Source organism: Streptomyces sp. NPDC051310 (assembly GCF_044455245.1).
Classification (GTDB): Bacteria; Actinomycetota; Actinomycetes; order Streptomycetales; family Streptomycetaceae; genus Streptomyces.
Genome location: NZ_JBITEO010000008.1, coordinates 1 through 19,153, shown reverse-complemented (window position 1 = coordinate 19,153; position 19,153 = coordinate 1). Strand labels below are relative to the sequence as shown.

Genomic DNA, 19,153 nt, shown 5'->3' with positions numbered 1-19,153 from the left:
GACAGGGTGTCCGGCCGGTGCGCCGGTCATGCCGGGACGCGCCCGAACGCCACACGGACGGCGTGACGGCCTCAGGCCAGTGCGGGCACGTCGAGTGCGAGCGTGCCGGCGTCCGCGTCCAGCACGGCGGGCACGCCGAGCGGCACGGTGAGGTTCGTGGGGCCGTGGCCGAAGCCCAGCTCCTCGACCACCGGCACACCCAGGCCGCCCAGCCGGTCCAGCAGCGTCGCCCGCGCCTCCTCGTACGGGCCGCACTCCGCCCACGAGCCGAGCGCGACCCCGGCCACGCCGTCCAGCCGGCCGGCGCGCAGCAGCTGGGTGAGCGCGCGGTCCAGCCGGTACGGCTCCTCGCCCACGTCCTCCAGCAGCAGCAGCCCGCCCCGGGCGGAGGGGCGCGCGTGCGGCGTACCGAGCTCCGCGGCGAGGAGGCTGAGGCAGCCGCCGAAGGTGACGCCCCGGGCCCGGCCGGGCACCAGCGGCCGGGCGGTCGCCTCCCCGAGCGTGCGGACCGACTCGGGCGCGAACAGCGTGGCCCGCAGGGACTCCCGGGTGCGGGCGTCGTCCAGGAACGTCACGGCGGCGGCCATCGGACCGTGCAGCGTGGCCAGCCCCATCCGTACGGCGAACGCCTCGTGCAGCGCCGTCACGTCGCTGTAGCCGACGAACACCTTGGGGCCGGCCGCGCGCATCGCCGCCCAGTCGGCGAGGTCCGCCATGCGCTGGGCGCCGAAACCGCCACGCGCGCAGATCACCCCCGCGACCGACGGGTCGCACCACGCCTCCGTCAGGTCGCGGGCACGGGCCGCGTCGTCCCCGGCGAGGTACCCCAGGTGCCGGTCGAGGACGTGCGGCGCGACCACGGGGTCGAGGTCCCAGCCGCGCAGGATGTCGAGCCCGGCCCGCAGGCGCTCCTCGGGCACGGGGCCGCTGGGCGCCACGACCGCGACCCGGTCGCCGGGCCTGAGCCGCCGGGGCCGCAGCAGCGGTGCGAGGGCGGTCACGTCCTCAGCTCCAGCGGCGGGACGTCCCGGCGGTCGACACCGAACACCTGCGCGTACAGGGCGAGTTCGGCCTCCAGGGCCCGGACCATGCTCTCGGCCCGCCGGAAGCCGTGGCCCTCGCCGTCGAACGCGATAGAGGCGTGGGGGACGCCGCGACCCGCCATCCGGGCCAGGAAGCGCTCGGTCTGCGCGGGCGGGCACACCACGTCGTCCAGCCCCTGCAGCAGCAGGAACGGCGCGGTGATGTGCTCGGCGAGGGCGAGCGGCGAGCGCTCGCGGTACCGCGCCGGCACCTCCCCCGGCGGCCCGATCAGCGACTCCAGGTAGCGCGACTCGAAGTCGTGGGTCTCCTCGCTCCAGCCGTCCAGGTCGAGCACCGGGTAGACGATCGTGCCGCAGCGGTAGAGCTCCGTCGTGGCCAGCGACAGGGCGGCGGTCCAGCCTCCCGCGCTGGCGCCGCGGATCGCGAGCCGGGCCGGGTCGGCGGTGCCCTCGGCGGCGAGCGCCTCGGCGACGGCGGCGCAGTCCTCGACGTCCACCACGCCCCACTGCTCGCGCAGCCGCTCCCGGTACGCGCGCCCGTAGCCGGTGGAGCCGCCGTAGTTGACCTCGGCGACGCCGATGCCGCGTGAGGTGAAGTAGGCGATCTCCAGGTCGAGGACGAGCGGGTCGTGGCCGGTGGGGCCGCCGTGCGCCCACACCACGTAGGGCGGCAGCTCGGCGTCGGGGGGCGTGCGGTCGGGGTTGTGCGGCGGGTAGATGTGGGCGTGGATCTCGCGGTTGTCGGGGCCGGTGAAGGTGCGGATCTGCGGCTCGGGGTAGTACGCCGGGTCCACCGGGTCGTCGTGCGCCGAGCCGATGACCCGGGCGCGGCCCGTTCCGGTGTCGAGCTCGACGACCTCGTAGGCGCTGCGCGGGCTGGCGGCGACGCCGACGACACGGCTGCCCTGCGCGGCGAGGGTGGGCGCCCATTCGGTCCAGGGGCCGGCGGCGTCGACGAGTTCCCCGGTCTCGGGGTCGAGTATGCCGAGGGCGGTGGCGCCCCTGCCGTGGATGACGGCGATCAGGCCGTTGCCGAGGGGGTGGAACCACCGCTGCCCGATCTTCCACAGCGGGCCGCCGAACTCCTCCGCTCTGCCCGTGCACAGGCAGGCGGCGGTCGCGGAGCCGGGCCGGATGCGGTACGGCTCCCACCAGCCGCTCGTGTCGGAGACGTACAGCAGTGAGCCGTCCGCCGCCCAGTCGACCTGGCAGACCGCCTCGCCGGAGCCGCCGGCCACGGCCCGCACCCCGGTGAACGGGCCGTCCTGCGCCACCTCGCCGGTCATCACGACCGTGCCGTCCCACGGCATGTGGGGGTGGTCCCAGGCGAGCCACGCGGCGTGCCGTCCGTCCGGCGAGAGCCGCGGCCCGGTGACGAACCGGTGGCGGTCGTCGGTCAGTTCGCGCAACGAGGCCCGGTCCCCGGCGGCCGACCCGTCGAGCGGCACGGCGGCGACGACGCGCCGCACGTCACCGGGGCGCTCGCCGGTGAACTCCTCCAGGACGCACCAGACCTCGCCGCGCTCGAGGTGCACGACCGGGTCCGCCCAGCGCAGTCCGCCGCCCACCCCGGACACCGGCGTCAGCGGTACGGGTTCCGCGTCGCCGTCGGGCTCGTAGGCGTACAGGCGCTGGTCGGGGAAGTGGCTGAAGACCACGACCGGCCCGGTGTCCTCCCGCACGGCGCCGTCCCAGGGCCGGCCGCCGTACTCCTGGACCCTGCTGCGCACGTCCCACGGGGCGGGGAGCACCGGTTCCTCGCTGCCGTCCGTGCGCCGGCGCACCAGGGTGCGCCGGCCGTCCTCGGCCGGGCGCGGCTCGGTCCACCACACCTCGTCGCCGACGAACCCGACGTGTTCGGGACGGCCGTCGTGCGCGGCGGCGAGCGAGGCGTCGATGGGCGACGGCCAGGTTCCGTAAGCCCCCGTGGGTACCATGCCGGGTGCTCCCCCTCATGTGGTCCTGTTGGTCTACGCGGTCTGCAGATAGTGGTCGAGGACGCGGATGCCGAAGTGCAGGGCTTCGACCGGGACGCGCTCGTCGACGCCGTGGAAGAGCGCCTGGTAGTCGAAGCCGAGGGGCAGCCGCAGCGGTGCGAAGCCGTAGCCGGTGATGCCGAGCCGGGCGAAGTGCTTGGCGTCGGTGCCGCCGGACATGCAGAACGGCACCACGTGCGCGTCCGGCTCGAAGTGCTTCAGCGCGGCGCGCAGCTTCGCGTAGGTGGGCGAGTCCACGGGCGCCTGGAGAGCGATCTCCTGGTGCTGGAACTCCCAGTCGACGTCCGGCCCGGTGAGCCGGTCCATGGTCTCGGCGAACTCCAGGTCCGAGCCGGGCAGCACGCGCCCGTCGACGTGGGCGGTGGCGATCCCCGGGATCACGTTGACCTTGTACCCGGCGTGCAGCATGGTCGGGTTGCTGCTGTTGCGGATGGTCGGCTCGACGAGGGCGGCGGCGTGGCCGAGCTTGCCCAGCAGCGCGTCCGCGTCGAAGTCGTCGGCGTCGAGGTCCGCCTCGACGCCGTACAGCGCGGCGAGCTCGGTGAGGGCGGCGCGTACGGTCGGGGTCAGCCGCACCGGCCAGGTGTGGTCGCCGATGCGGGCGACGGCCGCGGCGATCCGGCTGACCGCGTTCTGCCGGTTGACCTTCGAGCCGTGGCCGGCCCGGCCCTCGGCGGTGAGCTTGAGCCACGCGGTGCCGCGCTCCCCCGCCCCGATCGGGTACAGCGCGAGGTCCGGTCCGGCGTGGAAGGTGTAGGCGCCGGACTCCCCGATGCCCTCCGTGCAGCCCTCGAAGAGGTCCCGGTGGTGGCGTACGAGGTAGGCGGCGCCGTCGGCGGCGCTGGCCTCCTCGTCGGCGGTGTAGGCGATGACGATGTCGCGGCGCGGGCGGATGCCGTGCCGGGCCCATTCGCGCACGACCGCCAGGATCATCGCGTCCGTGTTCTTCATGTCGACGGCGCCCCGGCCCCACACCAGCCCGTCGCGCACCTCGCCGGAGAAGGGGTGCACGTCCCAGTCGTCGGCGTCGGCCGGGACGACGTCGAGGTGGCCGTGGACGAGGAGCGCCTCGGCGGACGGGTCGGTGCCCTCGATCCGCGCCACGACGTTGGTGCGGCCGGGCGTGCGCTCCAGCATGACCGGTTCCAGCCCGGCCTCGGCGAGTTTCCCGGCCACGTACTCGGCGGCGGGCCGTTCGCGGCAGTCGCCGCTGCCGCGGTTGGTCGTGTCGATCCGGATGAGCTCGGAGGTGAAGGTGACCACCTCGTCGAGGGCCTGCGAGTCCGTGTCGAAGGGCCCGTTGTCCGGGGTGTCCGTGGGTGTCACGTCAGCCATACTGCTCCTCCACCGCGGCCGAGACGATCGTGGTGACCGCCTTGAAGGTGCGGATGCCCTCGTACATCGTCTCGCTGGTGTACGCGACGCGCCGTTCCCCGCTCACCGCCACGCCCGGTACGACGGTGGCGGCCGCGGCCAGGTGCGCGGCGTCGAACTCCAGCTCCACGGTGAACGGCCCGCCGCGCACCGGTTCGTACCGTACGGCGAGAGTGGCCGCGTCCTTGGCCGCGGCGCGGATCTCGGCGGCCGTACGGGTGGGGGGCCGGCACACGGCGGCGTACCGTGACACGTGGTCCTTGACGGCGACCTTGCGTGCCCCGGGGGCGTATCCGAGGGCGTCGTCGCAGGTCAGGTCGTCGCCGGTGACGAGGACGACGGGGACGCCGTACTCGGCGACGACATGGGCGTTGAGCAGGCCCTCGCTCGCCCGTACGCCGTTGAGCCAGACGCCGGTGACGGTGTTGGCGAGGTAGGTGTGGGCGAGGACGCCCTCGGTGCCGGCGCCCGTGTGGTAGCCGACGAAGGCGATGCCGTCGATGTCCCCGTGCTGGACGCCCTCCACCATGGACAGCGACTTGTGGCGGCCCGTGAGCATCTCGGCGCGGTCGTCGAGGCGCTCCAGCAGCAGGTTGCGCATGGTCCAGTGGGCCTCGTTGACGAGCACCTCGTCGGCGCCGCCGTCGAAGAACCCGAGGACGGCGGCGTTCACGTCGGAGGTGAACAGCGCTCGGCACCGCTCCCACTGGGGCGTGCCGGGCAGCACGTCGGCGGGCCAGGTGACGCCGGTGGCGCCCTCCATGTCGGCGCTGATGAGGATCTTCAAGGCCGCTCCGTTCCGCTCCGTCGTCACCGGGGAGGAACCCGACCCTACCGACCGCGTCGGGCCGGGAAACAGACCCCGCGCACCGCATGTCACGGGCGTCGGTGGGTACCCCGGCGGGCGGGAGCGCCGCCCGGGACGGACACAGCTGCGCGGAGGTGTGCGCCATGACGACCGCATCGCGGACCGCCCGTATCGACGCCGGTGACGCGACCCTGGTGGGTGATCTGGTGCTGCCGGAGAACGCCCAGGGCGTGGTGGGCTTCGCCCACGGCAGCGGCAGCTCGCGGCACAGCCCCCGCAACCGGGCGGTGGCCGGGGACCTCCAGGAGTCGGGCCTGGGCACGCTGCTCCTGGACCTCCTCACCCCGCAGGAGGACCGCGTGGACAGGGGGACGGCCGGGCTGCGCTTCGACATCCCGCTGCTGGGGCGGCGCATGACGGCGGCCGTGGACTGGCTCGGTGAGCACCCGTCGGCCGCCCGCCTGCCGGTCGGGCTGTTCGGTGCCAGCACCGGGGCCGCGGCGGCGCTGGTGGCGGCGGCCGAGCGGCCCGGCCTGGTGCGGGCCGTGGTGTCGCGGGGCGGCCGCCCGGACCTCGCGGGCGACGAGGTGCTGGCCGCCGTGCGCGCGCCGGTGCTGCTGGTCGTCGGCGGCGAGGACCACCAGGTGCTGCGGCTGAACGAGGAGGCCGCCGCACGGCTGACCGCCCCGTACCGCATCCACGTCGTCCCGGGCGCCACGCACCTCTTCGAGGAGCCGGGGGCCCTGGAGGAGGTCGCGGCGGTGGCGCGGGACTGGTTCCGCCACATGAGCTTCCGATGGGAGTGAGCAGCCGTGCTTCTCCGCAACCGCACGGAGGCCGGGCGTGAGCTCGCCGCCCGGCTCCTCGACCTGGAGCACGAGGGGAGGCTGAAGGATCCGGTGGTGCTGGCGCTGCCGCGCGGCGGGGTGCCGGTGGCCGTCGAGATCGCCGCGGCGCTGGGCGCGCCGCTGGACGTGCTCGTCGTCCGCAAGATCGGCGCGCCGTTCAATCCGGAGCTGGGCGTCGGCGCGGTGGCCGGCGAGGCACCTCCGCTGTACGACCGGCGGACGCTGGCGATGCTGGACCTGACGGAGGAGCGCCTGGGGCCGGCGGTGGCGCGTGAGCGCAGCGAGCTGCACCGCCGGGAGGCGCTGTACCGCGGTGACCGTCCGATGCCGGACGTGCGGGGCCGTACGGTCGTGCTGGTGGACGACGGGCTGGCGACCGGGGTGACGGCCCGCGCGGCGCTGCGGGCCGTACGGGGTATGGAGCCGGCCGACGTGGTCATGGCCGTGCCCGTGTGCTCGCGGGAGGCGGCGGAGCTGGTCGCGGCGGAGTCGGACGACCTGGTGTACCTGCACCAGCCGCGGCCGTTCTCGTCGGTGGGCCAGTGGTACCTCGACTTCGACCAGGTGGGCGACGACGAGGTGATCAGGACCCTGACGGCCGCACGCGGCCACGGCTGACCCGCTCGCGCGAGCCCGCGAGGGTGTCAGGCCGCCGCGGGCGCCAGGCGGTCCAGCAGCTCGGCGCGGTGCAGGTCGGCTATCGGCGCGAGCAGGTCGGGGTGGCGCAGGAGCGCGGCGGCCCGGCGGTCGTGCTCGTCGGGGGTGACCAGCCGGCGGAAGTCGACCGGCGCGGTGGCGTCCAGCCGGCCGGCCGCGGCGAGCGCCGCCATGGCGGTCGCGGCCAGGCCCGGGGTGCACAGCAGGGCGGCGGCCCAGCTGGCGACGACCTCGTCGACCCAGGTGCGCCACGGTTCGGGGCCACTGGTGCCGTCCCCGTCGTGCGCGGGTGCCGCGTGGCCGTCGGCGCCGGTGATCCAGTCCAGCCGGGCGGAGCCGCCGGGGCCCGCCACCGCGACGAGCCCGGCGTCCATGTCGGTGGGGTAGCGCAGCCATGCCGCGACCGTGACGGCCTGCCGCGCCTGCACACCGGCGAGAGCGGATTCCAGCGCGCCGCCGGCGGACGGGTAGGCGCGGGTCAGCCACTGCGCGGTCGCCGCGATGAGCGGGGAGAGGTCTGCGAACACGCCCGCAAGCTATCGCCGCGATGCAGCACGGCAAATGGCGTGGCTCACCGGGGGACAGTGGTTTTCCCCACATCATGGGCGCTACCGGATCCCCCGCACCCGTACAGAGGAGTGGCGCCATGGGACATGGCGGAGACGTCATCGCCGAGCTGACCAACGACCACGAGGAAGTGGAGGAGATCTTCACGAACATCGAGGAGCTCCCGCCCGGTGACGAGCGGCGCAAGCACTACGCGGACCAGGCCACCATCGAACTCGTCCGGCACGCGGTGGCGGAGGAGGAGTACCTGTACCCGGCGGTGCGGCGGCACGTCGACGGGGGTGACGCGCTCGCCGACAAGGAGCTGAACGACCATGCGGCGGCCGAGCGGACGATGAAGGACCTGGAGAGCTGCGAGGCGGGTGACCCGCGCTTCGACATGCTGATGAGCAAGCTGATGACGGAGATCCGGGCGCACGTCGTCGACGAGGAGAACAACCTCTTCCCGCGGCTGCGGGAGGCGTGCTCGGAGGAGGTCCTCATGGAGCTGGGCGACAAGGTCCGCCGGGCCAAGAAGACGGCTCCGACCCGCCCGCACCCGGCGGCTCCGGACAAGCCGCCGGCCAACAAGCTGCTCGCCCCGGGCGCGGGTCTGGTCGACCGCCTCCGCGACGCGATGTCGGGGCGCGGCAAGGACATGTGACCTCCGCGCCCCAGGTGCACGGCGCCGGGCCCCCGCGCGGGGGCCCGGCGCCGCCGTGCGGGGCCCCTCAGTCGCCGTGGCCCAGCTGGAGGTCCCGCTCGGTGCGGCCCCCGCCCGCGACCTGGAGCACGGTGGCCACCGGCGGATAGCCGGACGCGACGACCGTGTACGCGCCGGAGGAGAGGTCGGCGAAGCGGAAGAGGCCGTCGGGGCCGGTGGTGAGGGTGTCGACCACATGGCCCGCCGCGTCGAGGAGGGTCACGCGCGCGTCCTCCACGGGCCTGCCGCCGGTGGCCCGTACGGTCCCGCGCAGCATCGCGCCGCCGGCCAGCTCGATGATCCGCCGGGTCTCGCGGGAGGCCTGGACGCTCACCGGCAGCGCGGCGGGCCGGAAGGAGGGGGCGCCGGCGGCCAGCGTGTACTCCCCCGCCACCAGCTCGGTCATCACGTAGTCCCCGTCGCGCCCGGTACGGGTGGCGGCGACGACCTCGCCGCGTACGTCGGTGAGGGTGACGGCGGCGTCGCGCACGGGCGTGCCGTCGGCGGTGACGACGGTCCCCGCGAGCCGTCCGGCACCGCCGAGGACCACGTCCGCCTCGACCGGCCGGTCCCCGGCGGTGACGGTGACGGCCTGCGGCTGATGGCCCGCGGCCGACGCGATGAGGACGTACGCGCCGGGCCCCGGCACACCGAGCGCGTAGCGTCCGTCGTCGCCGCTCGCGCCGCGCCCGATCTGCTGCCCGTGCCCGTCCACGAGGGTGAGCACGGCGTGCGGCACACCGGAGCCGTCGTGGTGCCGTACGGCACCGAGGACGGGGACCGCGGAGCCGTACGCCGGGGGTGCGGCGGCCCGGCCGGGTCCGGCCGCCGCCACGGCGCTGTCGGGGGTGCGGGCCGGGGGTACGGAGGCGGTGGAGGCGGCGGGTGCGGGGTGGGGCGCGGGCGCCTTCTCCTTGAGGAAGCAGGCGAGGAACAGGCCGAGCACGAGCACGGGCACCAGGAGGAGGAAGGTGCGCGGCATCGTGCCGGCGTCGGCCAGCCGGTCGGTGACCGGGCCGGTGAACGGGACCGTGAACGGACCGGCGAGCCGGCCGGCACCGGACGCGGCCAGGGCGGCCGCGCCGAGCCAGCCGAGGGCCAGCCGCAGGTGCAGGTGCGCGGCGGTGGCGGCGCCGAGGTCGCCGGGCGGGGCCCCGTGCTGGACGGCGAGCACCAGGACCGGCAGCACGAGGCCGATGCCGACGCCGAGGACCGCCTGCCACATGCTGTGGTCCAGGCGGGGGGTGCCGCTCTCCACATGGGAGAGCAGCCACAGGCCGACGGCCGCGACGGCGCTGCCGAGGACGGGGAAGGCCCGGTGGTGCCCGGTGCGGCCGATGAGCCGGCCGGCCGCGGCGCAGGCGACGACGAGGCCGGCGGGCAGCGGCAGCATCAGCAGCGCGGTCGCGGTCGGACCGGTCCCCTCGACCGCGCGGAAGTGGGCGGGCAGGCAGGTCGCGGCGGCGGCGAGCGCGACGCCGGTCACGGCGCCGGCGGCAGCGGTGACGAGGAGCGTCCGGTCGGCGAGGAGCCGCAGCGGGACGAGCGGTTCGGCCACGCAGCTCTCGACGACGAAGAGCAGGAGGAGGGTGCCGGCCGCGCCGCAGGCCAGGCCGAGGACGACGCGCGAGTCCCAGGCGTACCGCGTACCGCCCCAGGAGGCGAGCAGGAGCAGGCAGGTGGAGGCGGCGGCGAGGAGCAGGGCGCCGAGGACGTCGAACCGGCCGCGCGCCTCGCGGCCGGGCGGCTCGGGGAGCCGGAGCGCCGCGCCGACGGCGAGGAGGACGAGCAGCCCCGGCGGCACGTTGGCGTAGAAGGCCCAGCGCCAGGAGGTGTGTTCGGTCAGGACGGCGCCGAGGAGCGGGCCGGTCGCGGCGGCGAGTCCGAGCACGGCGGCGAGTGCGCCGAGGGACCGGGCGCGGGCGCGGGCGGGGACGATGTCGGCGGTGAGGGCGTGCGCGCCGGCGAGGAGGCCCCCGGCGCCGATGCCCTGGAGGACGCGGCAGGCGATGAGCTGGTCGACGGTGTGCGTCCAGCCGGCGAGTGCCGAGCCCGCGAGGAAGGCGACGAGCGCGGTCTGGAAGACGCCCTTGCGGCCGTGCAGGTCGCCGAGTTTGCCGAACACCGGCAGGCCGACGGCGACGGCCAGGAGATGGGCGGTGATCACCCAGGAGGTCCGGTCGCGGCCGCCGAGCTCGGCGGTGACGGCGGGGAGGACGCCGGCGACGGCGGTCTGCTGGAGCGCGGCGAGGAGCAGCGCGAGGACGAGCGCGGCGAGGAGGACGCCGACGCGGCGGGGTCCGGACCTGACGGCGTCCGCGGGGTACGGCCCGGGCGGCGGTGCGTCCTCGGGAGCGGCCGCCTGCTCGTCATCCGTCAGCGTGATCCCACCCACGAACCTGCTCCCCTCGTCGCGTCCGCCGCGATGACGCCGGCGCGGCGCCATTCATCGCATTGCGCGCCGAGGGGGAGCAAGTCGGTCGTTTGGGATGGGGAGCGGGTGGGCGGGGCCGGGTGCCGCCCGGTCATCAGGCGGTTTCCCGCGCCGCCCGGTGCGGCGTGCGCCCCGTTGTCCGGATGAAGATCACCCGAACCGGTGATGCCGCCCCTGCCTGCTACTTCTCGACCTCGGCGGCGAGCTTGGCGAGCACCTGGTCGTAGATGCGGCCGAGCCCCTTGGGGGCGAAGGTCCTCTCGAAGAAGCCGCCGATGCCGCCGGCGCCGTTCCAGACGGTCGTGACGACGACCCTGGAGCGGCCCTCGCCGGACGGGGTCACGGTCCAGGTGGTGACCATCGAGGAGTTGCGGTCCTTCTCCACCAGCTGCCCGTCGCCCGGCTCCGTGACCTCGAGCAGGCAGTCGCGGATGCGCTTGCTGGTGGCCTGGAGCTTCCAGTGGACGAGGGTGCCCTCGCCGTCGCCGCCCTCGCGCACCTGGTACTCGCTGAAGTGCTCGGGCAGCAGCTTCGCGCGGGTGTCCTTGTAGTCGGCCAGCGCGTCGAACACCGTCTCCGCGTCCGCCGCGATGACCCGTTCCGTCGTGGCCTCGACTTGCGCCATGCCTGTCCTCCAGCACTCGTTCCTCAGGGGGCACCAGCCAACCACCTGGGCCGGGCGCGCCCAAATCCGGGGGCAAGCGATCATGGGAACAGGTGTTCTATTGTCTGGTGGAGTGCCGACCGAGGAGGCGTCCATGCGCTGGGACCATCTGAGCGACCACCCCGCCGGGGGCGGGGAGACCGTGCTGTTCGGCACGGACGCCGTCGTCACCCGCACCTTCGACACGCCCGAGTTCCGCGGCCTGACGTTCCACGAGGTGCGGGCCCGTTCGATCGTCAACCGGGTGCCCGGCGCCTCGCGCATGCCGTTCGAATGGACCGTCAATCCGTACCGCGGCTGCTCGCACGCGTGCGTGTACTGCTTCGCCCGCAAGACCCACGGCTACCTCGACCTCGACACGGGCATCGGCTTCGACTCCCAGATCGTGGTGAAGACCAACGCACCGGAGCTGCTGCGCCGCCAGCTCGCCTCGCCGCGCTGGCAGGGCGCCCACATCGCGATGGGCACGAACGTGGACTGCTACCAGCGCGCCGAGGGCCGCTACCGGCTGATGCCGGGCATCATCGCCGCGCTGCGCGACCACGCGAACCCGTTCTCGATCCTCACCAAGGGGACGCTCATCCTGCGCGACCTCGACCTGCTCCGCCAGGCGGCCGAGGTGACCGACGTCGGCATCTCCGTCTCGGTCGGCTTCACCGACCGGGAACTGTGGCGGACCGTCGAGCCCGGCACCCCCGCCCCGGAGCGCCGCCTCGACGTCGTGCGGACGCTGACCGGCCACGGGATCGGCTGCGGGGTGCTGATGGCGCCGGTCATCCCGTTCCTGGGCGACCACCCCGACCAGCTGCGCGCCACCGTGCGCGCGATCGCCGCCTCCGGGGCCACGTCGGTGACCCCGCTCGTGCTGCACCTGCGCCCGGGCGCCCGTGAGTGGTTCATGACATGGCTGGACCGGCACCATCCGCACCTGGTGCGGCGCTACGAGCGGCTGTACGCGGAGGGCGCCTACGCCCCGAAGTGGTACCAGCGCCGGATCACCCGTCAGGTGCACGAGCTCGCGGACGAGTTCGGGATAGGACCCGCCCGCCGGGGAGCGGCGCGCCGCATCCGCGCCGAGCCGCCCGAAGGGAGCACCACGGGCCCCACCCAGCTCACGCTGCTCTGAGCCTCCTGATCACATCCTCTGTTCGGGTCAAGTCTCGCCCGAACCCACCCTTCCGGGCCGGAATGCGGGGACGATCCGCCGAGGGACGTTCCGCCCAGCTCGGGAGGCCACATGCAGAAACGCGCAGGAGTGCTGATCGCCGCCGGGGCGCTGATGGCGAGCGCCGTCACCGCCGCCCCGTCCACGGCCGAACCGCGAGCCGCCGGCCTCAGCTGGAAGGCGTGTGCCACCAAGGAGTACCCGAAGCTCCAGTGCGCGACGGTCCGGGTCCCGCTGGACCACGACGAGCCGGGCGGTGAGCGGATCACGCTGGCGCTCTCCCGCATCGCGCACACCGCGAAGACCTCGCAGGGCCCGCTGCTCGTCAACCCGGGCGGCCCCGGCGCGAGCGGGCTCACGATGGCCGGGTTCGTCGCGGCCTCCCTCCCGGCGAAGGTGGCGGCGCAGTACGACATCATCGGCTTCGACCCCCGGGGCGTGGGCGCGAGCACCCCGGCGCTCGACTGCAAGCCCGGGTACTTCGCGCCCGTGCGGCCCGACTCCGTACCGCGCACGATCGCCGAGGAGCGGACCAACCTGACGCGGGCCGCGTCGTTCGCGAGGGCGTGCGGCGACAAGTACGGCGGCCTGCTGCGGCACATGGGCACGGTGAGCGCGGCCAGGGACCTGGACGTGATCCGGCAGGCCCTGGGCGCCGAACGGATCAACTACTTCGGGTACTCGTACGGGACCTACCTCGGCACCGTGTACGCCAAGCTGTTCCCGCAGCGCGTGCGGCGGGTGGTCCTCGACTCCGTCGTCGACCCGCAGGGCGTCTGGTACGACGCCAACCTCGCGCAGGACCTGGCCTTCGACGCCCGCCACAAGGCGTTCCTGGCGTGGGTGGCCAAGCACGACGGCACCTACCGGCTGGGCACCGACCCGGCCGGGGTCGAGGCGCGCTGGTACGCGATGCGGGAGGCGCTGAAGAAGACGCCGGCGGGGAAGAAGGTCGGCGCGGCCGAGCTGGAGGACACCTTCCTGCCCGGCGGCTACTACAACGGCTTCTGGCCCCTGCTGGCGGAGGCGTTCTCGGCGTACGCCAACGAGAAGGACACCGAACCGCTGGTCGCGGCGTACACCTCGCTGGCGGAGCCCGAACCGTCGGACGACAACGGGTACTCGGTCTACACCGCAGTGCAGTGCCGGGACGCCGCCTGGCCCGGCGACTGGGGCGTGTGGCACCGCGACAACTGGGACGTGTACGCCAAGGCGCCGTTCTCCACCTGGAACAACGCCTGGTACAACGCGCCGTGCGCCTTCTGGCCGGTCGAGTCCCTCACCCCGCCGGACGTGGCGAACGACGCGCTGCCGCCGGTACTGCTCTTCCAGGCCACCGAGGACGCGGCCACCCCGTACGGCGGCGGTGTCTCCGTCCACCACAAGCTGCGCGGCTCCAGCCTGGTCGTCGAGCAGGGCGGCGGCAACCACGCGGTCACGCTCGCCGGCAACGCCTGCCTGGACCGGCACCTGGTGCGGTACCTGGAGACGGGGGAGGTGCCGCGCGGCGACGGCACCGCCGCGCCGGACGCGGTCTGCGCGACGGCGGCGGATCCGCTCCCGGCCAGGTCGGCCCGGGCGGCGGAGACACCGCAGCGGAAATACACCCGCCGCTTCTGAGGGCCCTGCGCCAGGATGGGGCGCATGAACACCGCACACCCCGGTCACGCGCCCGCCCCGAACTGCCCGGCCCCCGCCCGGAACCCCCCGTCGCAGCCGAGGAGTTCCGGGCGGCACGCGGTGATCGTCCGGGAGATGACGGCGGCCGACTGCGCGGCGGTCGCCGCTGTCCGCGTACGGGGCTGGCAGGTTGCCTACCGGGGCCTGGTCCCCCCGGCGTACCTGGACGCGATGGACGTCGCGGCGGAGACCGCCCTGCGCCGGGAGCACCTCGCCGCGGCCGGACCGGACGTGGTGAACCTGGTGGCGGAGCGCTCCGGGGCCGTGGTGGGCTGGGCGTGCCACGGGCCGTACCGCGACGGCGGAGCGCCGGCCGCCGACGCCGAGCTGTACGCCCTGTACGCCGACCCCGCGCACCTGTCCACGGGGGTGGGCCGCGCGCTGCTCACCGAGGCGCTCGCCCGCTGCGCCGCCGCGGGGCGCGCCGTGATGCGCCTGTGGGTCCTGGAGGCCAACACCCGGGCCCGGCGTTTCTACGAAGCGGCCGGCTTCGCTCCCGACGGCGCGGAGGAACCGTGGCACGTGGCCGGCGCCGTGCTGCCCGAGCTGCGCTACGCGCGCACGCTCGCCCGCTGAGAGGCGCTCAGCCCGGGCCGGCGGGCAGCCGGGACAGGGCGGCCGCGGCGGCCGCGGCCAGCCGGGCGCGGTGGCGGGCCGCCTCCAGGACCGGGCGGGCCCGGGGGTCGGCCAGGGCGCCGAGGCCCTCCACGCAGGCGAGGGCGACGCGCCAGTGGGGGTCGGCCGGGTCGGCCAGCCGGCGCTCCAGCACGGTGACCAGCGCCGGGACGGCTTCCGGCGCCCGCAGCGCGGTCAGCAGGCGCACCGGGGTCAGCGCGTAGGCGACGCGCAGTTCATTGGTGGCGAGCGCGGCCGCCGCCCGCGGTGTGCGCGGGTCGCCGAGCCGCGAGAGCGCGTACGCGGCGGAGACGCAGCGCTCGGGGTCGCGGTGGTTCAGCAGCAGCACCAGCGCTTCGAAGGCGCGCCGGTCCCCCGCCAGTCCGAGCCGGAACGCGGCGATCTCGCGGGCCCACAGCGGCTGCCCGGGCCGCGTCAGGACGGCGGCGAGCTCCTCCGGGTCCTCGACGGCGATCAGCCGCTCGCAGCGTGCGGATCCGTCCGCCTCGTCGCGCAACCGGTCCGCGAGCGACCGGAGCTCCTCGTCCATGGCCGTCATGCCCGCCAGCGTAGCGAGCGTCACACCGCGCGGGGAGTTCGCAGGACTGGCGCGCTCGTTACTCGCCGGTTAACCTCAGGTGAGCGGGACACACCCGCGACACGCACTCATGGCGGCCTGGTGACGCAGCCGCCTGTGTGGACCCCCGCGGCCGCGAGGCCGGGGGGAGCCGGTCGGTTCGGCATTTTCGTACGGCGTGACCCCGGGACAGGGTCCGTCGGTTCTCCACCGCGACTTCGCGCGCGGCATCCCCGCGACGGGATGCGCTGCCCAGCGACGCATCCCCGCGCGCCCCTCATCAGTCGTCACTCATCCCTGGAGTCCCGTGATGGACACCCCTCTCTCCACCATCGCCGTCGTCGGCCTCGGCACGATGGGCGCCGGTATCGCCGAGGTCCTGCTCCGCGCCGGCCGCGAGGTCGTCGGTATCGACATCAGCGAGGCCGCGGCCCGCCGCGCGGTCGCCTCCCTGGAGGCGGCCACCGCCCGTTCCGTGGCGCGTGAGCGGATCACCGAGGAGCAGCGCCGCGACATCCTGGCCCGGTTCCGCACCTTCTCCGACCTCCAGGCCGCGGCCGACGCCGATCTCGTGATCGAGGTCGTGCCGGAGTCGTACGAGCTCAAGCAGCAGGTCTTCCGGGCCCTGGACGGCATCGTCCGCCCGGACGCGATCCTCGCCACCGGTACCAACGCGCTGTCCGTGACGCGGCTCGCGGCCGACTCCGCGCGGCCCGAGCGGGTGCTGGGTCTGCACTTCTTCAACCCCGCCCCGGCGATGAAGCTGGTCGAGGTGGTCTCCTCGGTGCTGACGTCCCCTCAGGCCGTCGCCGCCGTCACCGACCTCACCCACGCGCTGGGCAAGGAGCCCGTCGCGGTCGGCGACCGGCCCGGCTTCGTCGCCGACGGGCTGCTCTTCGGCTACCTCAACCAGGCCGCCGCGATGTACGAGTCGAAGTACGCCTCCCGCGAGGACATCGACGCGGCGATGCGGCTGGGCTGCGGCCTGCCGATGGGCCCGCTCGCGCTGCTGGACCTGATCGGCATCGACACGGCCCGTACCGTCCTGGAGGCCATGTACGCCGAGTCGGGCGACCGGCTGCACGCCCCCGCGCCGGTGCTGAAGCACCTGGCCGAGGCGGGCCTGACCGGCCGCAAGTCGGGCCGCGGGTTCTACACGTACGAGGCGCCGGACAGCGGTGTCGTGGTGCGGGACGCGCTGACCCCGCTGGAGGCGGCCGCGGCCGGCGAGTCCCGCGAGGTCCGCTCGGTCGGTGTCGCGGGTTCCGGCACCATGGCGAGCGGCATCGCGGAGGTCTTCGCGAAGGCCGGGTACGACGTGGTCCTGGCCGCCCGCTCCCTGGAGAAGGCGGAGACGGCCAAGGCCCGGATAGCCAAGTCGCTGGCCCGCTCCGTCGACAAGGGGCGCATGACCCCGGAGGCCCGGGACGAGACGCTGGGCCGCATCGCCCCGGCCGGGTCCCTCGACGCCTTCGCCGACGTCGACCTGGCGGTGGAGGCGGTCGCCGAGGACCTGGAGGTCAAGCGGCAGCTCTTCGGGACGCTCGACAAGATCTGCAAGCCGGGCGCGGTGCTCGCCACCACGACGTCCTCCCTGCCCGTCGTCGCCTGCGCCCGCGCCACCTCGCGCCCGCAGGACGTGATCGGCATGCACTTCTTCAACCCGGCGCCGGCGATGAAGCTGGTGGAGATCGTCCGGACGGTCCTGACCGCCGACGACGTCCACGCCACCGTCCGCGAGGTCACCGCGAAGATCCGCAAGCACCCGGTGGACTGCGGCGACCGCGCCGGCTTCATCGTGAACGCGCTGCTGTTCCCGTACCTGAACAACGCGATCAAGATGGTCGAGCAGCACTACGCCTCCCTCGACGACATCGACGCCGCCATGAAGCTGGGCGGCGGCTACCCGATGGGGCCGTTCGAGCTGCTCGACGTGGTGGGCCTGGACGTCTCGCTCGCCATCGAGCAGGTGCTGCACCGCGAGTTCCGCGACCCGGGCCTGGCGCCCGCCCCGCTCCTGGAGCACCTGGTGGCGGCGGGCTGCCTCGGCCGGAAGACGGGGCGTGGCTTCCGCGAACATGCCCGGCGCTGAGCCGTACGGGGAGTGGGGCGGGCTGCTCGACAGGGCGGGCGGCCCGGCCCGCTCCGCGGCCCCACAGGCGCGGTCTCCTGCGCCGATGCAGTACGTTCAGGTCATGTCCCAGCCCGCTGACTCCGCCCGCCGGCCCTCCCGTTCCACCGCGACGCCCGACGCCCCCGAGAGCGCCGCGGGCAGCCGAGCCGCCGCCCAGCGGCTCAAGATGCGCCGTGAGCTCGCGGCCGCGGCGATGGAGCTGTTCGCGACCAAGGGGTACGAAGCGACGACGGTCGACGAGATCGCCGCCGCGGCGGGAGTCGCCCGCCGGACCTTCTTCCGCCACTTCCGCTCCAAGGAAGAGGCGATCTTCCCGGACCACGACGACACCCTGGTGCGGGCGGAGGCGGTGCTGAACGCCGCCCCGCCGCACGAGCACCCGCTGGACACGGTCTGCCGGGGCATCAAGGAAGTCATGAAGATGTACGCGGCGTCCCCCGCGGTCTCGGTCGAGCGCTATCGCCTCACCCGCGAGGTGCCCACCCTGCGGGAGCGCGAGATCGCCTCGGTGGCCCGTTACGAGCGGCTGTTCACGCGCTATCTGCTGGGCCACTTCGACGAGCGGGACCACCACGACGGCAATGACGACCCGCTGCTGGCCGAGGTGGCCGCGTCGGCCGTCGTCACGGCGCACAACCACGTGCTGCGCCGCTGGCTGCGGGCGGGCGGCCAGGGCGACGTCGAGGCGCAGCTGGACCACGCCTTCGCGATCGTCCGGGACACCTTCGGGACGGGCATAGGCGCCGGCCGCGCCGCCGGTGGGACCTCCGCGGCCTCGTCGCCGGCCGCGACGGCGTCCGCCACCGGCGACGTACTGGTGGCGGTGGCCCGCACGGACGCCCCGCTGGAGGAGATCATGCGCAGCATCGAGCGGACGCTGAAGGAACACCGCTGACGCGCGGCGCGCGCCGCACGCCCGCCCGCCCGGCTTGACGGCTTTTCGTCGAGCCCGGCGGGCTTTTTCCTGCCCTCCGGGCCGCCGTTCGATCGATCATCGCTCATCTGTGACGGGCAGATGGCAGGTGAGTGAAATTGTTGGCACTCAGTGTCTTGCGGCCTGGCACGCGGTGTCATACGTTGATGTTGTCCGGGCGGCCGGCGTGCAGAGACCTCTCGTACGCCGGCTGTCCCCGCAAGCCCGTCCCGGCTCGCGCGCCCGGACGCCTGCGTCACAGGCCCTTTCGCGCTCACCCAGCGCTGCCAGCACCACCCGCCGAACCGACGGCACACCTCCACAGCAGCACTTCCCCGACGTTCAACCCAGCGTCTCCCCTCAAGACGCTTCTTCGCCGGAGGCAACACCGTGAAGGAAATCCTGGACGCGATCCAGTCCCCGGACACCACGTCCGCCGACTTCGCCGCCCTGCCGCTCCCCGAGTCGTACCGGGCGGTGACCGTGCACAAGGACGAGACCGAGATGTTCTCCGGTCTCACCACGCGCGAGAAGGACCCGCGCAAGTCCCTGCACCTCGACGACGTGCCCCTGCCGGAGCTCGGCCCGGGCGAGGCCCTCGTGGCCGTCATGGCGTCCTCGGTCAACTACAACTCCGTCTGGACGTCGATCTTCGAGCCGGTGTCGACGTTCAGCTTCCTGGAGCGGTACGGGCGGCTGTCGCCGCTGGCCAAGCGCCATGACCTGCCGTACCACATCATCGGCTCCGACCTCGCGGGCGTGGTGCTGCGCACCGGGCCGGGCGTCAACTCCTGGAAGCCCGGTGACGAGGTCGTCGCGCACTGCCTGTCGGTGGAGCTGGAATCCCCCGACGGCCACGACGACACGATGATGGACCCCGAGCAGCGCATCTGGGGCTTCGAGACCAACTTCGGCGGCCTGGCCGAGGTCGCGCTGGTGAAGTCCAACCAGCTCATGCCCAAGCCCGGCCACCTCAGCTGGGAGGAGGCGGCCGC

At 74.4% G+C, this 19,153-nt stretch carries 17 protein-coding genes; 9 read left to right on the top strand and 8 right to left on the bottom strand.

Translation table 11 applies throughout. The features are described 5' to 3' along the window. Positions 1–71: 71 nt before the first annotated feature. From ACIA79_RS13645 to ACIA79_RS13630, 4 genes are read right to left on the bottom strand one after another with little or no spacing between them, the layout of a single operon-like run. Positions 72–1,001 (bottom strand): LD-carboxypeptidase, encoded by a 930-nt coding sequence (locus tag ACIA79_RS13645; protein WP_399428400.1) that lies wholly within the window; start codon positions 999–1,001, stop codon positions 72–74. Beyond that, complete coding sequence (locus ACIA79_RS13640) at positions 998–2,980, bottom strand: prolyl oligopeptidase family serine peptidase (RefSeq protein ID WP_399428399.1); 1,983 nt, start codon at positions 2,978–2,980, stop codon at positions 998–1,000. The genes ACIA79_RS13645 and ACIA79_RS13640 overlap by 4 nt, the downstream gene beginning before the upstream one ends. A gap of 33 nt (positions 2,981–3,013) precedes the next feature. Next, positions 3,014–4,375, bottom strand: a complete 1,362-nt coding sequence (locus ACIA79_RS13635; RefSeq protein WP_399428398.1) for a M20/M25/M40 family metallo-hydrolase — start codon at positions 4,373–4,375, stop codon at positions 3,014–3,016. After that, positions 4,368–5,201, bottom strand: a complete 834-nt coding sequence (locus tag ACIA79_RS13630) for a M55 family metallopeptidase (protein WP_399428396.1) — start codon at positions 5,199–5,201, stop codon at positions 4,368–4,370. Before ACIA79_RS13630 ends, ACIA79_RS13635 begins: the two co-directional genes overlap by 8 nt. Before the next feature lie 164 nt (positions 5,202–5,365). Between ACIA79_RS13630 and ACIA79_RS13625 the strand changes: the two genes are divergently transcribed. Together ACIA79_RS13625 and ACIA79_RS13620 are read left to right on the top strand one after the other, a co-directional pair. Continuing rightward, complete coding sequence (locus ACIA79_RS13625; RefSeq protein ID WP_399428395.1) at positions 5,366–6,028, top strand: dienelactone hydrolase family protein; 663 nt, start codon at positions 5,366–5,368, stop codon at positions 6,026–6,028. Between the two features lie 6 nt (positions 6,029–6,034). Then, positions 6,035–6,688, top strand: a complete 654-nt coding sequence (locus ACIA79_RS13620; protein ID WP_399428394.1) for a phosphoribosyltransferase — start codon at positions 6,035–6,037, stop codon at positions 6,686–6,688. 26 nt (positions 6,689–6,714) lie between these two features. Here ACIA79_RS13620 and ACIA79_RS13615 read toward each other — a convergent pair whose 3' ends face one another. Next, entirely contained in the window at positions 6,715–7,254 is a 540-nt protein-coding gene (locus tag ACIA79_RS13615) for a hypothetical protein (RefSeq protein ID WP_399428393.1), read from the bottom strand. Positions 7,255–7,373: 119 nt separating this feature from the next. On the opposite strand from ACIA79_RS13615, the gene ACIA79_RS13610 reads away from it, so the two are divergent. After that, complete coding sequence (locus ACIA79_RS13610; RefSeq protein WP_399428392.1) at positions 7,374–7,937, top strand: hemerythrin domain-containing protein; 564 nt, start codon at positions 7,374–7,376, stop codon at positions 7,935–7,937. 67 nt (positions 7,938–8,004) lie between these two features. Here ACIA79_RS13610 and ACIA79_RS13605 read toward each other — a convergent pair whose 3' ends face one another. Together ACIA79_RS13605 and ACIA79_RS13600 are read right to left on the bottom strand one after the other, a co-directional pair. Continuing rightward, a complete protein-coding gene (locus tag ACIA79_RS13605; protein WP_399428391.1) occupies positions 8,005–10,371 on the bottom strand; it encodes an MFS transporter in 2,367 nt (788 codons plus the stop codon). A 220-nt stretch (positions 10,372–10,591) separates the two neighbouring features. After that, a complete protein-coding gene (locus tag ACIA79_RS13600; RefSeq protein ID WP_399428390.1) occupies positions 10,592–11,035 on the bottom strand; it encodes an SRPBCC family protein in 444 nt (147 codons plus the stop codon). A gap of 133 nt (positions 11,036–11,168) precedes the next feature. Here ACIA79_RS13600 and ACIA79_RS13595 point away from each other — a divergent pair, with 133 nt between their 5' ends. From ACIA79_RS13595 to ACIA79_RS13585, 3 genes are all read left to right on the top strand, one after another. Beyond that, entirely contained in the window at positions 11,169–12,200 is a 1,032-nt protein-coding gene (locus tag ACIA79_RS13595; RefSeq protein ID WP_399428389.1) for an Rv2578c family radical SAM protein, read from the top strand. 111 nt (positions 12,201–12,311) lie between these two features. Continuing rightward, entirely contained in the window at positions 12,312–13,859 is a 1,548-nt protein-coding gene (locus tag ACIA79_RS13590; protein WP_399428388.1) for an alpha/beta hydrolase, read from the top strand. Positions 13,860–13,994: 135 nt separating this feature from the next. Beyond that, entirely contained in the window at positions 13,995–14,495 is a 501-nt protein-coding gene (locus ACIA79_RS13585; protein WP_399428634.1) for a GNAT family N-acetyltransferase, read from the top strand. A gap of 7 nt (positions 14,496–14,502) precedes the next feature. Here the strand turns inward: ACIA79_RS13585 and ACIA79_RS13580 are convergent, their stop codons facing one another. Beyond that, a complete protein-coding gene (locus tag ACIA79_RS13580; RefSeq protein ID WP_399428633.1) occupies positions 14,503–15,084 on the bottom strand; it encodes an adenylosuccinate lyase in 582 nt (193 codons plus the stop codon). A gap of 337 nt (positions 15,085–15,421) precedes the next feature. Here ACIA79_RS13580 and ACIA79_RS13575 point away from each other — a divergent pair, with 337 nt between their 5' ends. The 3 genes from ACIA79_RS13575 to ACIA79_RS13565 all read left to right on the top strand — a co-directional run. Next, positions 15,422–17,203: a 3-hydroxyacyl-CoA dehydrogenase family protein gene (locus ACIA79_RS13575; RefSeq protein ID WP_399428387.1), complete on the top strand. Its 1,782-nt coding sequence runs from the start codon at positions 15,422–15,424 to the stop codon at positions 17,201–17,203. 103 nt (positions 17,204–17,306) lie between these two features. After that, a complete protein-coding gene (locus tag ACIA79_RS13570; protein WP_399428386.1) occupies positions 17,307–18,140 on the top strand; it encodes a TetR family transcriptional regulator in 834 nt (277 codons plus the stop codon). 408 nt (positions 18,141–18,548) lie between these two features. Then, positions 18,549–19,153 (top strand): alcohol dehydrogenase catalytic domain-containing protein (locus ACIA79_RS13565; RefSeq protein ID WP_399428385.1); only part of this gene is annotated, 605 nt, incomplete at its 3' end.

Excerpts from the sequence above, each read along its gene's own strand:
- ACIA79_RS13640 (WP_399428399.1), bottom strand. The coding sequence starts at position 2,980 with ATGGTACCCACGGGGGCTTACGGAACCTGGCCGTCGCCCATCGACGCC.
- ACIA79_RS13635 (WP_399428398.1), bottom strand. The coding sequence starts at position 4,375 with ATGGCTGACGTGACACCCACGGACACCCCGGACAACGGGCCCTTCGAC.
- ACIA79_RS13625 (WP_399428395.1), top strand. The coding sequence starts at position 5,366 with ATGACGACCGCATCGCGGACCGCCCGTATCGACGCCGGTGACGCGACC.
- ACIA79_RS13610 (WP_399428392.1), top strand. The coding sequence starts at position 7,374 with ATGGGACATGGCGGAGACGTCATCGCCGAGCTGACCAACGACCACGAG.
- ACIA79_RS13600 (WP_399428390.1), bottom strand. The coding sequence starts at position 11,035 with ATGGCGCAAGTCGAGGCCACGACGGAACGGGTCATCGCGGCGGACGCG.
- ACIA79_RS13595 (WP_399428389.1), top strand. The coding sequence starts at position 11,169 with ATGCGCTGGGACCATCTGAGCGACCACCCCGCCGGGGGCGGGGAGACC.
- ACIA79_RS13590 (WP_399428388.1), top strand. The coding sequence starts at position 12,312 with ATGCAGAAACGCGCAGGAGTGCTGATCGCCGCCGGGGCGCTGATGGCG.
- ACIA79_RS13585 (WP_399428634.1), top strand. The coding sequence starts at position 13,995 with ATGACGGCGGCCGACTGCGCGGCGGTCGCCGCTGTCCGCGTACGGGGC.
- ACIA79_RS13580 (WP_399428633.1), bottom strand. The coding sequence starts at position 15,084 with ATGGACGAGGAGCTCCGGTCGCTCGCGGACCGGTTGCGCGACGAGGCG.
- ACIA79_RS13575 (WP_399428387.1), top strand. The coding sequence starts at position 15,422 with ATGGACACCCCTCTCTCCACCATCGCCGTCGTCGGCCTCGGCACGATG.
- ACIA79_RS13570 (WP_399428386.1), top strand. The coding sequence starts at position 17,307 with ATGTCCCAGCCCGCTGACTCCGCCCGCCGGCCCTCCCGTTCCACCGCG.